Annotated in this window: 15 protein-coding genes; 5 read left to right on the forward strand and 10 right to left on the reverse strand. The window is 67.8% G+C overall.

Features of this window, described 5'->3' with window-relative positions:
• Positions 1–30 precede the first annotated feature (30 nt).
• From DL990_RS02100 to DL990_RS02110, 3 genes are read right to left on the reverse strand one after another with little or no spacing between them, the layout of a single operon-like run.
• Complete coding sequence (locus DL990_RS02100; protein ID WP_125797727.1) at positions 31–1,437, reverse strand: alpha/beta hydrolase; 1,407 nt, start codon at positions 1,435–1,437, stop codon at positions 31–33.
• The gene (locus DL990_RS02105) at positions 1,434–2,105 is read right to left on the reverse strand and encodes a DUF4097 family beta strand repeat-containing protein (protein ID WP_125797728.1); all 672 of its coding nucleotides are present in this window, start codon (positions 2,103–2,105) and stop codon (positions 1,434–1,436) included. The genes DL990_RS02100 and DL990_RS02105 overlap by 4 nt, the downstream gene beginning before the upstream one ends.
• A gap of 27 nt (positions 2,106–2,132) precedes the next feature.
• Positions 2,133–2,900: a DUF4097 family beta strand repeat-containing protein gene (locus tag DL990_RS02110; RefSeq protein ID WP_125797729.1), complete on the reverse strand. Its 768-nt coding sequence runs from the start codon at positions 2,898–2,900 to the stop codon at positions 2,133–2,135.
• Between the two features lie 324 nt (positions 2,901–3,224).
• Between DL990_RS02110 and DL990_RS02115 the strand changes: the two genes are divergently transcribed.
• The gene (locus tag DL990_RS02115) at positions 3,225–3,764 is read left to right on the forward strand and encodes a YbhB/YbcL family Raf kinase inhibitor-like protein (RefSeq protein ID WP_125797730.1); all 540 of its coding nucleotides are present in this window, start codon (positions 3,225–3,227) and stop codon (positions 3,762–3,764) included.
• 81 nt (positions 3,765–3,845) lie between these two features.
• Here DL990_RS02115 and DL990_RS02120 read toward each other — a convergent pair whose 3' ends face one another.
• The 3 genes from DL990_RS02120 to DL990_RS02130 are packed head-to-tail and all read right to left on the reverse strand — an operon-like array spanning position 3,846 to position 5,190.
• A complete protein-coding gene (locus DL990_RS02120) occupies positions 3,846–4,280 on the reverse strand; it encodes a GNAT family N-acetyltransferase (RefSeq protein ID WP_125779781.1) in 435 nt (144 codons plus the stop codon).
• 22 nt (positions 4,281–4,302) lie between these two features.
• The gene (locus DL990_RS02125) at positions 4,303–4,863 is read right to left on the reverse strand and encodes a TetR/AcrR family transcriptional regulator (protein WP_125779783.1); all 561 of its coding nucleotides are present in this window, start codon (positions 4,861–4,863) and stop codon (positions 4,303–4,305) included.
• Positions 4,864–5,190, reverse strand: coding sequence for a multidrug efflux SMR transporter (locus DL990_RS02130; RefSeq protein ID WP_125779785.1), 327 nt, complete (start codon positions 5,188–5,190; stop codon positions 4,864–4,866).
• Positions 5,191–5,342: 152 nt separating this feature from the next.
• Here DL990_RS02130 and DL990_RS02135 point away from each other — a divergent pair, with 152 nt between their 5' ends.
• The 3 genes from DL990_RS02135 (at position 5,343) to DL990_RS02145 (ending at position 9,385) form a co-directional block, all read left to right on the forward strand.
• Positions 5,343–7,637 (forward strand): (Fe-S)-binding protein, encoded by a 2,295-nt coding sequence (locus DL990_RS02135; RefSeq protein ID WP_125779787.1) that lies wholly within the window; start codon positions 5,343–5,345, stop codon positions 7,635–7,637.
• A 332-nt stretch (positions 7,638–7,969) separates the two neighbouring features.
• On the forward strand, positions 7,970–8,371 hold the full coding sequence (locus DL990_RS02140; protein WP_233598623.1) for a DUF742 domain-containing protein: 402 nt from the start codon (positions 7,970–7,972) through the stop codon (positions 8,369–8,371).
• 30 nt (positions 8,372–8,401) lie between these two features.
• Positions 8,402–9,385, forward strand: a complete 984-nt coding sequence (locus tag DL990_RS02145) for a cation diffusion facilitator family transporter (protein WP_125797731.1) — start codon at positions 8,402–8,404, stop codon at positions 9,383–9,385.
• On the opposite strand, the gene DL990_RS02150 is transcribed toward DL990_RS02145, so the two are convergent.
• Complete coding sequence (locus DL990_RS02150) at positions 9,379–10,071, reverse strand: CAP domain-containing protein (protein WP_125780060.1); 693 nt, start codon at positions 10,069–10,071, stop codon at positions 9,379–9,381. The genes DL990_RS02145 and DL990_RS02150 overlap by 7 nt on opposite strands.
• Before the next feature lie 121 nt (positions 10,072–10,192).
• A complete protein-coding gene (locus DL990_RS02155; protein WP_125797732.1) occupies positions 10,193–10,660 on the reverse strand; it encodes a MarR family winged helix-turn-helix transcriptional regulator in 468 nt (155 codons plus the stop codon).
• A 73-nt stretch (positions 10,661–10,733) separates the two neighbouring features.
• Here DL990_RS02155 and DL990_RS02160 point away from each other — a divergent pair, with 73 nt between their 5' ends.
• On the forward strand, positions 10,734–11,918 hold the full coding sequence (locus DL990_RS02160; RefSeq protein WP_125797733.1) for an NAD(P)/FAD-dependent oxidoreductase: 1,185 nt from the start codon (positions 10,734–10,736) through the stop codon (positions 11,916–11,918).
• On the opposite strand, the gene dcd is transcribed toward DL990_RS02160, so the two are convergent.
• Both dcd and DL990_RS02170 read right to left on the reverse strand, forming a co-directional pair.
• Positions 11,915–12,496 carry a dCTP deaminase gene (gene dcd, locus DL990_RS02165; protein ID WP_125679521.1) on the reverse strand — a complete coding sequence of 194 codons (582 nt, stop codon included), beginning with the start codon at positions 12,494–12,496 and terminating at the stop codon, positions 11,915–11,917. The two genes, DL990_RS02160 and dcd, sit on opposite strands and share 4 nt — an antisense overlap.
• A 13-nt stretch (positions 12,497–12,509) precedes the next feature.
• Positions 12,510–13,715: an oxygenase MpaB family protein gene (locus DL990_RS02170; RefSeq protein ID WP_125779797.1), complete on the reverse strand. Its 1,206-nt coding sequence runs from the start codon at positions 13,713–13,715 to the stop codon at positions 12,510–12,512.
• Positions 13,716–13,812 lie beyond the last annotated feature (97 nt).

The following is a 13,812-nucleotide window of genomic DNA, read 5'->3' on the forward strand; positions in this document are numbered from 1 at the left end:
AACGAGCGGCACGGGCGTCTTGTTCCCGGGCTACCGGCAGACCGTGCCCGGAGCGGGTGTGACGCCGCTCACCAGGTATTTCACCTCTTGGGTGCGCACGCAGGCGGAGTTCAGCAGCCCCGTGTGCCCGTACCCGGCGTCGACGAGCAACGTCGAGTTCTCGATGTTCCGCGCGAGCCCCTTCGCCCACACGAGCGGCGTCGCCGGGTCGTGTTCTCCACCGACCACGAGGATCGGCGCCGCACCCGAGATCTTCTGCGGCCGCGGCAGGTACTCCGAGGGCACCGGCCAGCCCGCGCACCCGCTCGCGAAGTCCCAGAACTCCGAATACCGCCAACTGTGCGGCGCGAGGGTCTTCACCAGGCCCTGCATCGCCCTCATGTCAGGGTAGGAGGTGAACGGCGAGCCGAAGTCGTGGCAGCCGATCGAGCGGTACGCGCCGTAGGACGGGTCCAGCTGGGCGTACGGCAACAGCCCGTCCGCGTTCCCCGCTATCGCGGCCTCGATGCCCTTCGCCACGTCCGGCCAGAACGCCGGCAGGATCAACCCGCCGTAGACACCGGCCGCGATCTCCTCGGCGGTCACGTTCCGCCCCAGTTGCTTCGACGGCACGCCGCCGGGCGTCCGCATGAGTTTGTCGTAGGTGGCGAGAACGTCCTTGGCGCGAAGCACGCAGTCGGAAGACGTCTTGCACCAGTTCGCGAAGTCGTTGAGCGCGCCCTCGGTCGCGATGGCCTCGTCGAGGATCGCCTGCCGCGTCGGCCGGGAGTGGTCGATGGCGCCGTCGAGCACCATCGTCCTGACGCGCTTCGGGTACTTCTCCGCATACACGGCGCCGAGTTCGGAACCGTAGGAGACACCGAGCCAGTTCATCTTCGGCTCGCCGAGGGCGACCCGGATCGCTTCGATGTCGTCGGCGGCGCGCCAAGTGTCCACAGAGGACAAAGCGGGCCCTGTCCTCTTGAGACACTCGTTGCCGGAGGCGCGGTTGTGCGCGATGAGCTTGTCGTAGTCCGCGCGGTTCCGCGGGAGACGGCTGATCGCCGGATCGTGCAGGTTCGGCGCGCAGCTGATCGCGGGCCTGCTTTCCCCGACGCCACGCGGGTCGAACCCGATGACGTCGAACCGCTGCCGCACTTCGGCCATCTCCGGTTGATCCAGCGCGAACCCCCGGCCGCCGTACTTGAGCACGGTGACGCCGGCACCGCCCGGCCCGCCCGGGTTCGTCAGCAGCGAACCGACGCGGCGGGCGGGATCGGTCGCCGGCAGTTTCGCCAATGCGATGGAAAAGCCGCCGCCCACCGGAAGGTTCGCGCATTCCAGCGTCGGCGCGTACTCGGTCGCGCACGGCTTCCAGTCGATCCCGGGCGCGGCGGACGCGGGCACCGCGGAAAGCGGAAGCAGGGTCAGCGCGGTGATCGCGGCAAGGGTCTTCATGCGTGCTTCACCGTGATCGAGCCGGTGCCGGACTGGAGGTCGAGGACGTTCGCCGAAGCCTGGTCCTGCCGGACGCCGCCGGTCTCGACCTTGCCGACCTCCGCCTTCGCGCGCACCTGGTACGCGCCGTCGGGCACGGTGACGACGACCTTGCCGACCTCGGCGTTCGCGGTGACCGCGCCCGGTTTCGCGAGGCCGACCTCGATGTCACCGATGCCGGTGTGCAGGTTGACCGGCCCGGACGTGCTCAGCACCTTCAGGTCGCCGACGTCACCCTTCAGATCGACCGAAGTGGCGCGGGCGAGCGTGATCTTGCCGGTGCCGATGGACCCGGAGATCGCCAGCTCGCGCGGCACCACGACGTCGTAGTCCACGCCACACTGCTTGCAGCCGCCGAGGACAAGCGTGCCGTTCTCGACGCTGTACGTCTTGCCCGGGTTCTTGCCCGTGTACGTCACTTCGCGGCGCAGCGAGACCGGTGCGCCGTCCTCGACCCGGAGCGTGACCGCGCCGACCGGGACGTCCACCCGGATCGCGGTGACCTGCTCGGTGACGGGCGCGCCGTCGCTCAGCTTCTCGTGGCTTTCGGTGGAGCAGCCGACGATCCCGAAGGCGGTCAGCGCGCCGAGAGCGAGCGCGCCGAGGACGCGCTTCTCTGTGGTTCCCATGAAAAAGTGTTCCCCCGATGAATTCCGTCAGGCCGCTTTGACCTTGACGCTTCCGCTGTCGGTGTTGAGATCGAGCTTGTGCTGGGCCGAACCGGACTGGTTCACGTCGATGTCGCGGCGGCCGCTGTCGCTGGCGCCGGTGACGTTGTAGTCGCCGGCCGGGACGGTGACCTCGACCGAACCGCTGTCGGTCTGCGCGGTGACGTCGGCGCCCTTGATCAGTTCGAGCTCGATGCGGCCGCTGTCGGCGCGGACTTCGACGTTGCCGCCGAGCCGCTCCCCCTTGATGGCGCCGGACGACGCCCGCACGGTGACGGCCTGTCCGATGTTCGCCAGTTCCACGCGCCCGGAATCCGACCGCACCTTCACGGTGCCCGGCACGTCGCGCACCTCGACCCGGCCGGAGTCGACCGTGACGTCCACAGTGGACACTCCGGCGATGTCGAGCGCCCCCGAGTCCAGGCTGCCCGTGACCGGGATCCCCGCCGGGACCACCACGTCGTAACGGACCTCGCAGTTGCTGCCGCAGCCGGCGAGGACCAGGGTGTCGCCGTCCACGCGGAACGAGTCGCCCGGTTTGTTCCAGCGGTACTCGAACTCCTGGTGGACCCGGACCGGCCCCTCGCCGGTGCGGATCTTGACGCCACCCTCGTCGTTCTCGATCCGCACGCTCCGGATCGGCTGGGTCACCTCCGCGGTGGCCTCCGCGTCGGACGGCCACCACCAGCCGAGGCCGGTGAGGACACCGACGCCGATCAACGCGATGCCTCCGATCGCGAGGAGTGGGCGCGCCATGGTCTTGAGTCCCTCCAGAGCAGGTTTCGTGTAGCTCGACGCTAAGGGCAGCACGGCGGGATGGACATAGGGGTAACCCCCGGAATCGTCCCTGATCCCGCACCGGGGTCCTCGGGGTCCTAGGTGCTGTCCTGCGAGTCATGTTCGCGGTCTTCGCGCCCAGGTGGCCCCTGACGGCACGGGCGGACGCGGCCGAGTACGACCCGGTACGAGGCCGATCCACCCGCACCGCCAGGAACCACCTGGATCACGAAGCCCATCGAACAGACTCACAGGACAGCACCTAGCCTGGCTTCGTCATCGGTTCCACGATCAGGAGGACGCATGCCGCAGGCACCCGATCCGTACGACTTCCTGCCCGATCTGCCTGCCTTCACCTTGAGCAGCACCGACATCGAAGAAGGCGGCTTCCTGCCGACAGTCCAGCTTTCCGGGATCTTCGGCGCGGGCGGCGAAGACCGTTCCCCGCAACTGTCCTGGGAGGGCTTCCCTGAGGGGACCAAGAGTTTCGCCGTGACCTGCTACGACCCCGACGCCCCGACGGCGAGCGGTTTCTGGCACTGGGCGGTGTTCGACATCCCCGCGTCGGTGACGGCGCTGGCCGCGAACGCGGGCGACGAGACGGGCTCCGGTCTGCCGGCGGGCGCTGTCACCCTGAAGGGGGACGGGGGTGTGAAGCAGTTCCTCGGCGCCGCCCCGCCGCCCGGACACGGGCCGCACCGGTACATCTTCGCGGTGCACGCTGTCGACGTCGAAAAGCTTGAGGTCGGCGAAGACGCTACGCCGGCTTTCCTCGGCTTCAACCTCTTCGGCCACGCCATCGGCCGGGCGACGCTTACGGCCCTGCACGAGAACAAGGCCTGAGGCGGCTTACTCAGGTTCCCGATGTGGCATTGGGGACGCCCAATGTCCCCAATGCCACATCGGGGGCGCCGGAGACGCTCCCTAAACCTGCCCGTTGGCCCGGCTCCGCTCCATGTACTGCCCCTCGGGCGGGTCACCGAAGCCGAACGGCCGGTACAGCCCGTGCGCGTCGGCGGTGTGCAGCATCCACCGGAACTCCGCGCCCGGCCCGTTGTCGATCATCTCCCGGACCAGTTCCTTGCCGAGCCCCGCGCCGCGCGCCTCGTCGACGACGAAGACGTCCGCGAGGTACGCGCTGCCGATGGTGTCCGAGAACGCCCGCGCGAAGCCGACCTGACGGCCTGTCGAGCTCTCGTACGCGCCGACGACTCGCCACGCGTTCCTGAAGACCTTCTCGATCAGCTCGCGGTCTCGCCACTTGCCCCAGTAAACGCTGGTGGACAAGTACTTCCACACCATGTCGAGGTCCACCCGAGCCGGGTCGTCGTCCAGTTCGTATGCGCCGACAGTCCTCATGATCCGAAAGTTACCCGTCAGGTCAACGGGGTTTCAGCAGGTAGTCGACCACCGGCCGCAGCTCCTCCGCGGACGGCGGCTCGTCGTCGATGAGGCCCTGGATCAGGAGGCCGTCGATACCGGCGAGGAACACCCGGAACGCGACCTCGTCGTCGTGCCGGACCATCGAGGTCAGCACGTCCAGCCAGCGCCGGGCGGCGGGCCGCAGCTCGGGTTTGCGCGCGGCCAGCAGGTACAGCTCGTACTCCGCCATCGTCCGCCCGCGCTGCGGGCCCAATGCCTCCGCGAGCAGTCCGGCGACCTCTTCCGCGCCGCGGCTGCCGCGCGAACGGGCGCGGTCGATCATCCAGTAGACCTCGGTCGCCATATCCCGCGCGCACGAGATGAGGGTGGCGATCAGCAGGTCGTCGAGGCTGGAGAAGTGATACGTCGTCGAAGCCGTCGGCACGCCTGCCTCGGCGGCGACCGTCCGGTGGGTGACGCCGGCGACGCCGTCGCGTTCGATCACCCGCAACGCGGCCGCGATGATCTCGTCGCGCCGCTTCTCGCCCCGGGCCTTCCGGCCGTCGATCTGGATCTTCACTTAGTGCGCGCCCCCTGCTTCGATCAGCACGACGCCGCCGATCACCAGCACCAATCCGGCGATCACGGAGAAGTTGACGGGTTCTTTGAAGAACACGATGCCGACGGCGGCCACCAGCGCGACACCGGCCGCGGCCCAGATCGCGTAGGCGACGCTCACTGGCACGCCCGCCTTCAGCACGTACGCCAGTGCGACGAACGCGACGGCGTATCCGAGGACCACGACGATCGACGGGCCCACCTTGCTGAAGCCCTCGGAAAGTTTCAACGACACCGTCGCGGATACCTCAGCGGCGATGGCCAAAGCGAGGAGAAGGTACGCACCCATGTCACAAAAACTACCTGGACGATCGTCTTAAAACCAAGAGAGGCGTACACCACATCGGTGGGACTTGGGCGCGGCCAGTGGGTTACCCATCAGTAAGAAGCATTAGTCTGCCCGAACCACCACAGCTTCACTCGGACGAAAGGCACCCGACGATGGGCGCTGTACAGCTGACGCTCGGCGGGATCGCGGTCCTGCTCGGCGTCGTCGCCTGGGGAATGTTCTTCGCGACCATCGCCCGCTTCGTGCGGGTGATCCGCCTCGGTCAGCCGGACTCGACCCGCAACGGCCCGTTCATCCCGCGCATGAAGACCCTGATCAAGGAATTCGCCGCGCACACCCGGATGAACAAGGTCAAGAGCGTCGGACCGGCGCACTGGCTGGTCATGTGGGGCTTCCTGATCGGGTCGCTCGCGCTGTTCGAGGCGTACGGCGAGGTCTTCGTCCCGACCTGGGGCTGGCCCATCCTCGACGACTGGTCGCTGTTCCAGCTGCTCATGGAACTGCTGGGGGTCGGCACCATCGTCGGCATCCTGGTGCTGATCTGGGTCCGCCAGAAGAACCACCCGCGCCGCGCCGACCGGCAGTCCCGCTTCCAGGGCTCCAACTTCAAGTGGGCGTACTTCATCGAGGCCGTCGTGCTCATCGAGGGCATCGGCATCATCGGCGTGCGCGCCGCGAAGTCCGCGCTGAACGTCCACGAGACTCCGGTCTGGGCCGCGTTCGTTTCGCATCCGATCGGTGAGCTGCTGCCCGCGAGCCCGAACCTGGTCTCGGTGTTCGCGTTCGTCAAGCTGATGAGCGCCACGATCTGGCTGATCGTCATCGCGCGCACCATGACCATGGGCATCGCCTGGCACCGGTTCAGCGCCTTCTTCAACATCTACTTCAAGCGCGAGGCCGACGGCGGCGTCGCGCTGGGCGCGCTCAAGCCGATGATGAGCAACGGCAAGGTGCTCGACCTCGAAGAGGCCGACCCGGACGAGGACACCTTCGGCGTCGGCAAGATCGAGGACTTCAGCTGGAAGGGCTGGCTGGACTTCTCCACCTGCACCGAATGCGGCCGCTGCCAGTCGCAGTGCCCCGCGTGGAACACCGGCAAGCCGCTGTCGCCGAAGCTGCTCATCACGCAGCTTCGCGACCACGCCTACGCGAAGGCGCCGTACCTGCTCGCAGGCGGCAAGCGCGACATGGCCGGCGACGAGGTCGGTTTGTCCGGCGACGACATGTACGCGGGCATCGACGTCCTCGCGATCGCGGAGTCGCAGAAGGCCCTCATCGGCGACGACGGCGGCGTGATCGACCCCGAGGTGCTGTGGTCCTGCACCTCCTGCGGCGCGTGCGTCGAGCAGTGCCCGGTGGACATCGAGCACGTCGACCACATCGTCGACATGCGCCGCTACCAGGTGATGATCGAGTCCTCGTTCCCCAGCGAGCTCAACGGGATGTTCAAGAACCTGGAGAACAAGGGCAACCCGTGGGGCCAGAACGCCAAGGACCGGCTGGCCTGGACCGAGGACCTGGAGTTCGAGGTACCGGTCTTCGACGGCGACCTCGGCGACACCGAGTACCTCTTCTGGGTCGGCTGCGCCGGCGCGTTCGAGGACCGCGCGAAGAAGACCACGCGCGCTGTCGCGGAACTGCTGCACATCGCGGGCGTGAAGTACACCGTGCTCGGCTCCGAGGAGTCCTGCACCGGCGACCCGGCCCGCCGCGCGGGCAACGAGTTCCTGTTCCAGATGCTGGCGCAGCAGAACGTCGAGATCCTGAACTCGGTGTTCGAGGGCCGCGAACGCAAGGCGCGCAAGGTGGTCGTCACCTGTGCCCACTGCTTCAACACGCTCGCGAACGAGTATCCGGAGCTGGGCGGCCAGTTCGACGTCGTGCACCACACGCAGCTGCTCAACCGCCTGGTGCGGGAGAAGCACCTGACCCCGGTCGCCCCCGTCGCCGAGGACGTCACCTACCACGACCCGTGCTACCTGGGCCGCCACAACAAGGTCTACGACGCTCCGCGTGAGCTCGTCAGTGCTTCGGGCGCGCAGCTGCGCGAGATGCCGCGGCACGGCGACCGCTCGATGTGCTGTGGTGCCGGTGGCGCGCGGATGTGGATGGAAGAGAAGATCGGCAAGCGCATCAACGTCGAGCGAGTCGACGAAGCGCTCGGCACCGCGCCGTCGAAGATCGCGACCGGCTGCCCGTTCTGCAAGGTGATGCTCAACGACGGCCTCACCGCGCGTCAGAGCGACGGTCAGGCGAGCGAGAAGGTCGAGATAGTCGACGTCGCCCAGCTGCTGCTGACCGCGGTCAAGCGGAAGCCGGAGCCGCAACTGGTCCCGGCGGGAGCGCCGTCCCTGGACGGCGTCTCGGATGCCGAACTCGACGGAAAGGCCGACGTGCCCACCGACGAAACAGCCACCGGGACACCGCTTCCCGAGGAAGACAAGTAGAAACCCGAGGCCGGAGGGAACATTCTCTCGCACATAATGCGAGAGAATGTTCCCTCTTGTTTTATCCGGTCCAGACCATTCCGTCCCGTTACCCGTTCGGCGGTACACGGCAGCGATAGGCTGACGTTTCCTCGTTGCCGTTGTCGTCCACGAGGTTTCCTTTCGGCGATGCCGGCATCGGGTCCGGGCAGTGCGCTCGAAAAACAGGGGGGCGAGAAACGATGGGCAACCGGCACGAACTCCGCACGGTCAAAGAACACCGGCTCGCGATGCCGGGGTCACCGACCGTCCGCCCGCCCGCTCGCGTCCCCTCGACCGCGGCGCTCGCCAGAATGGCCCAGGAAGCGACCATCCCCAGCATCCCTGCCGCCAGGCGACCGCCGCGACAGGAACGCCGCCGCACGCGCGTCCGCCCGTACGTCCGCACGGGCGGACGCACACAGTCCAAACGGAACTTCGCCATCGAAGCGATGATTTCCGTCCGGAGCGACGCGCCGTGGAACGCGCCAGGGTTCAGCGTCGAATTCCATTCCGTGAGAACACTGTGCCGTCGTCCGACTTCCGTCGCCGAAGTAGCGGCGTCACTAAGCGTTCCACTCGGCGTTGCAAAGGTCCTTTTGGGTGATATGGCCGAACTCGGTTTGGTCACCGTTCATGAAACGCAGGCTGAATTCGACGGTCATCCGGCACTCGCCTTGATGGAACGTGTACTGCAGGGTTTGCGTCGCCTGTGAGATCGACTCACTCGCACTACGCTACGCGAGGTGAGTGAAGAATCCGGTGACGAAAGCACCCTGACCGTGGTGCTGGCGGGTGGGGTCAACCTCGCCATCGCCGTGCTGAAACTGATCGCCGGGATCATCACCGGCTCCGGCGCGATGCTGTCGGAGGCCGCGCACTCGGTGGCCGACACGATCACCGAAGTCCTCCTGCTGACCGCGCTGAAACGGTCGGACCGCCCCGCCGACCGCGTCCACCCCTTCGGCTACGGCAAGGAACGCTACTTCTGGTCGCTGCTCGCGGCAGTGTCGATCTTCGCCTCCGGCGCGATGTTCGCGCTCTACGAAGGCTTCTCGACGGTGTTCGGCGAAGCGACCGAGCAGACCGATCCGATCGTCGGCTACGTCGTCCTCGCGATCGCGTTCGTCCTCGAGTCCGTCTCGTGGTTCCAGGCCGTGCGGCAGGTGCGGCGCGACGCCGCGGAATCGGACCAGAAGGTCTCGGTCTACCTGCGGATGATCGACGACCCGGCCCCGAAGACCGTCCTGTTCGAGGACTCGGCCGCGCTGATCGGCCTGCTGCTCGCGTTCGCCGGTATCGGTCTGCACCAGCTCACCGGATCGCACGTCTGGGACGGCGCGGCGTCGATCGCGATCGGGGTGCTGCTGGCGCTCGTCGCGTACGTGCTCGGGCGCACCAACCGCGGCCTGCTGATCGGCAGGCAGGCCGATCCGAGGCTGGTGCGCGCGGTACGCGACCACTTGATGGACGCGCCCGAGATCGAGGCCGTCGTCGACCTGCAGACCATGCTCATGGGCACCGATCAGGTGCTCGTCTGCGCCCGCGTCGACTTCGACGACGCACTCGGCGCCGCGGACGTCGAACGCGCCTGCGTCCGGATGGCCGCCGAACTGGCGGAGACGTTCGGCGACGTCACCGAGGTGTTCATCGAACCGGTCCCGCGCACGGACGCCGAACTTCGCGCGGCCGTGCTGGCCCGCTACGGCGACTGGGACAAGGGTCAGTAGCCGAAGTTCTGCGTCCAGTACATGCCCTTGGTGTTGACGCCGACGCCGATCTTCTTCAGCTTGCAGTTGAGGATGTTCGCGCGGTGGCCCTCGGAGTTCATCCAGGCGTCCATCACCTTCGCGGCGTTCGACTGGCCCTTGGCGATGTTCTCGGCGCCGGGCTTGTCGTAGCCGGCGGCACGGATGCGCTGGTCGAACGTGACGCCTTCCGGCGTGGTGTGCGAGAAGTAGTTCCGGGCGGACATGTCGTCGCTGTGGCCCTGCGCGGCGGCGGCGAGACGCGACTCGTTGCTCACCGGTGAGCAGCCCGCGTCGGCACGCTCGGCGTTGACGAGGTCGACGACCTGAGCGGCGAGCGAGCTGTCCTGCGAACGAGGCGGCTCCGGAGCCTTGCTGCTCGTCGGCTTCGAGGCTTCCGAGGTAGGGGCGGGCGACTCGGCCGGGGCGGACGACGAGCTGGGCGGCGCGGAGGAAGACGTGGGGGCGGCCGAAGACGACGTCGGGGCCGCGGAGTCGGACGCGGGGCCACCAGGAGCCGGAGCGGACGTCTGGCCGAAGTAAGAGGGAGGCTTCGCGAGGGCCTCGCCGGGTCTGCCCTTGGTGTCGGGAACACTCAGTGACAGATTACTCAGCGCAGTACCCTGGAACCGATCGGTCACCATCAGGTAGCTCGCACTGGCGATCACCCCGCCCAACAGGACGCTGAGCGTGACCAGCAGTAACCGGCTTCGTGTTCTATTGGGGGACACGGGGCCGAAAACTATCACGAACCGGTTACGGCAATACCCCCGAAAGTAGTAATACCGGTCAGCGGTCGCCCTTAGTGATCAATTGAGTGGAGTCGTGCGTGATCGCCGCGGCGTCCGCGAGGAACCGGACCACCGCCTCGAGCTCACCGTCCGTGTAGTTCTCGCAGGCTTCGCGGACCGACTTCACCAGGTGGTCCCACAACGGCGCGGCCGAGGCCATCGCCGCCCCGTCGATCTCGATGAGCACCTTGCGCCGGTCCTCGGGATGAGGCTTCCGCGCGACGATCCCCTTGCCCTCGAGCCTGTCGATGAGCGCGGTGATCGACGCCGGCGCGAGCCCCGAGAGCCGCGAAAGCGCCTTCGGCGTCTGCGGCCCGAGGCGGGCGAGGTAGTCGGTCACCTTGCTTTCGACGGCCGAAAGGCCTCGCTGCTCGGCGATCGCCGTATGGAACATGACCGTCTCCGTCGACAGCGCCCGCGACCCGCCGAGGACCCGTTCGACCAGTTCCGCCCGCTCACTTGACACGTCGACCAGCCTAGCGGAGTCTTTAGTTCGATGGAACGAATTAGTTTCTAAGATATTCGATGGGGTGAACAACATGGTGAAGGTACTGATCGCCGGTGGGGGTATCGCTGGCACGGTCACGGCGATCGCACTGCACGAGATCGGCCACGAACCGGTGATCCACGAGGCGTACGACCGGACCGCGGAAGGCGTCGGCGCGTTCTTGACACTTGCGGTGAACGGACTCGACGCGCTGGCACCGCTGGGCCTGAAAGACCTGGTCAAAGACCTGGGATTCGACACGCCGCGGATCAAGATGCGACTGGGGAACGGGCGCGAACTGGCGGACCTCGCGCTCGGCGGCAGGCTGGAGGACGGCACCACGAGCCAGACCGTGCTGCGCTCCGACCTCTACATCGGCCTTCGCGACGAAGCCGTCAGACGCGGCATCGAGGTCCGCTACGGCAGGCGCCTGGCCGACGCTCGCGAGACCGCTTCCGGCGTACACGCGACGTTCGAGGACGGCTCGTCGGCCGAGGGCGACCTGCTGATCGGCGCGGACGGGCTCCGCTCGCGGGTGCGGACGATCATCGACCCGCGGGCGCCGTCACCGCGCTACGTGCCCCTGCTGAACACCGGCGGGCTGGCCGAGGGCCTGCGGCTGGACGACGAACCCGGCGTCATGCACATGACCTTCGGCAAGCGGCTGTTCTTCGCCCACGTCGTCCACCCGGACGGCGGCGTCTGGTGGTTCGCGAACGTGCCCCGGAAGCATGAGCCGTCCCCGGCCGACCTCCCCGAGACGAGCACCTGGCGCGAGGACCTGATCCGGGAACTCGCGGTGGACCGCACTCCGGCCGTCGAGATCGTGCGTGCGACCCAGGAGATCTACCGGCCGTGGGCGACGTACGACTTCCCGAGCGTGCCGACCTGGCGGACGGACCGGATGGTCATCATCGGCGACGCCGCCCACGCGACCTCACCGGCCGCGGGACAGGGCGCGGCGATGGCCGTCGAGGACGCCGTCACGCTGGCGCGATGCCTGCGCGACGTGCCCTCGATCCCGAAAGCGCTCGCCGCCTACGAAGGCCTGCGACGCGAACGCGTCGAGGCCGTCGTCGAGCGCGGCAAGCGCAACGGCGACGCGAAGGCGGCCGGCCCCGTCGGGCGGGTGATCCGCGATTTCTTCCTCACGCGGGCGTTCAAGAACCCGCCGAAGGAGGATCCGAACGCCTTCATGTGGCGGCACCGGATCGAGTGGGAAACGCCAGCGAGCTAGCGCCAGGTGTCGACGCGGTGGAAGTTCTTGTACGCGCGGCTGGGGGTCGGTCCCCGCTGCCCCTGGTAGCGCGAGCCGGCCTCGTTCGAGCCGTACGGGAACTCCGCCGCGCTGGACAGGCGGAAGATGCAGAGCTGGCCGATCTTCATACCCGGCCACAGCGTGATCGGCAGGTTCGCGACGTTCGACAGCTCCAGCGTGATGTGACCCGAGAAGCCCGGGTCGATGAAGCCCGCGGTGGAGTGCGTGAGCAGGCCGAGACGGCCGAGGGAGGACTTGCCCTCCAGACGGCCGGCGAGGTCGTCGGCGAGCGTGACGGTCTCGTACGTGGAGCCCAGGACGAACTCGCCGGGGTGGAGGACGAAGGGGTCTTCGCCCTCCTTCTCGACCAGCGAGGTCAGCTCGTCCTGCTGGAGCTGCGGGTCGATGTGCGTGTACTTGCTGTTGTCGAACACGCGGAAATAGCGGTCGAGTCGCACGTCGATGCTCGACGGCTGGACCATCGTCGGGTCGAACGGGTCGACACCGAGACGGCCGGCGTCGAGCTCTTTACGGAGGTCACGGTCGCTGAGGAGCACGCGGTCAGCGTAGTCAAGCGGCCTTCATGTGCCTGCCGTAGGTGGGGTCGAGCCCGAACACCTTGGTGACCTGCCGGAGGTAGTGGCGACGGCCGGCGGCCCCGATCAGCTCTTGGAGCGCCGTCGCGCCGGGCACCACCCGCCGGACCGTCTCGGCGGCGAAGTTGACGCCCGCCACCGCGACCACGGCGGCCTGCGCGATCGGATCGTCCGGCAACTCCAGGAAGTCGGCGTTGGTCTTGCCGAGAAGGAGTCTGCTGATCGACCCGTGCGCCGCGACCGACACATGCGAGAGGACCTTGCCCACCGCGCCCCGGCCCTCGCCGATCGCGGCGTGGGATTTCATGAGCGCCGCGGCGAGCCGTTTGGAATCGTCGTCGGGGATGAACTCGGTGGTGGCGAGCAGCCACAGCAGCCGCCAAGCGTCGTCCTCGCCGGCGGGCAGGAGCTCCTCGTCGACGCCCATCAGCCAACCGACGTAACGCCAAAGGTGCAGGATGTCGGCGCGCTCGCGGGCGCTGTAGCGGAGCCCGAGCAGTTGCGTGCCGAACACGTAGACGAGGGAGAAGAGAAGGAGCGTGCCCGCGGTCTGGACCTGATTGACCGGCCTGTCCCAAGCGGCGTAATCCCAATCCTTGCGGCGGTTCATCGCGGCGCGGACATGCGCGTGCACGATCCGCACCCGCAACGCGGCCTCGTACCCGCGCCCGCCGGGCACCAGCGCACCCGGCGTCGTCACGTGGATCCACCAAGTCGCCGTCTCGACGAGGCGCCGCGCCGCCTTGTACTCGATCTCACCCGTGCCGACGAGCGACTTCGTGGCGCGCGACGCGAGATAGCCGCCCATCAACGAAACGTCGCCGAGCGGAAAGAGTCCCAGCAACCCGGCACGCGTGATCGCCCGCGCTCCGCGCTCCAACCGGTCCTGATCGACCCAGTACGGCGTCGCCTCGACGTCACGAAAGAAGGCTTCGAGCTCCTCCGGCGGGCTCTCGACACTCTCGATGCCTTGCCGCAGCGCCAGTTCGAACTGTCCTTGGGCACCTTTTCGCAGCAGCGGCACCAGCACGTCGGCCGCCGGATCCTCCCGCTGCGCGAACCCCCGCAACCGGGCCACCTGGCGCTCGTCACCCCTGATGTCGCCCTCGATGAACAACCTCGACGCGACCCGGAACCCGCCTTGGCGGAACAGCTCGGGGTCGGGCAGCCTCTCGTCCATCCGGCTCACCTCCGATGTAGACAACAAGTGTTGTCACATTCGAGGGCGACGTCAAGGTGGGGTAGGGCTTGGCAAGGGGAGATCCGGACCATGTATG

The organism is Amycolatopsis sp. WAC 01416 (genome assembly GCF_003947485.1).
Lineage (GTDB): Bacteria > Actinomycetota > Actinomycetes > Mycobacteriales > Pseudonocardiaceae > Amycolatopsis.

What these genes read in the sequence shown, in the direction of transcription:
- DL990_RS02105 (WP_125797728.1), bottom strand. Translation starts at nt 2,105, where the DNA reads ATGGGAACCACAGAGAAGCGCGTCCTCGGCGCGCTCGCTCTCGGCGCG.
- DL990_RS02115 (WP_125797730.1), top strand. Translation starts at nt 3,225, where the DNA reads ATGCCGCAGGCACCCGATCCGTACGACTTCCTGCCCGATCTGCCTGCC.
- DL990_RS02110 (WP_125797729.1), bottom strand. Translation starts at nt 2,900, where the DNA reads ATGGCGCGCCCACTCCTCGCGATCGGAGGCATCGCGTTGATCGGCGTC.
- DL990_RS02100 (WP_125797727.1), bottom strand. Translation starts at nt 1,437, where the DNA reads ATGAAGACCCTTGCCGCGATCACCGCGCTGACCCTGCTTCCGCTTTCC.
- DL990_RS02130 (WP_125779785.1), bottom strand. Translation starts at nt 5,190, where the DNA reads ATGGGTGCGTACCTTCTCCTCGCTTTGGCCATCGCCGCTGAGGTATCC.
- DL990_RS02170 (WP_125779797.1), bottom strand. Translation starts at nt 13,715, where the DNA reads ATGGACGAGAGGCTGCCCGACCCCGAGCTGTTCCGCCAAGGCGGGTTC.
- DL990_RS02135 (WP_125779787.1), top strand. Translation starts at nt 5,343, where the DNA reads ATGGGCGCTGTACAGCTGACGCTCGGCGGGATCGCGGTCCTGCTCGGC.
- DL990_RS02120 (WP_125779781.1), bottom strand. Translation starts at nt 4,280, where the DNA reads ATGAGGACTGTCGGCGCATACGAACTGGACGACGACCCGGCTCGGGTG.
- DL990_RS02160 (WP_125797733.1), top strand. Translation starts at nt 10,734, where the DNA reads ATGGTGAAGGTACTGATCGCCGGTGGGGGTATCGCTGGCACGGTCACG.
- DL990_RS02140 (WP_233598623.1), top strand. Translation starts at nt 7,970, where the DNA reads ATGGCCCAGGAAGCGACCATCCCCAGCATCCCTGCCGCCAGGCGACCG.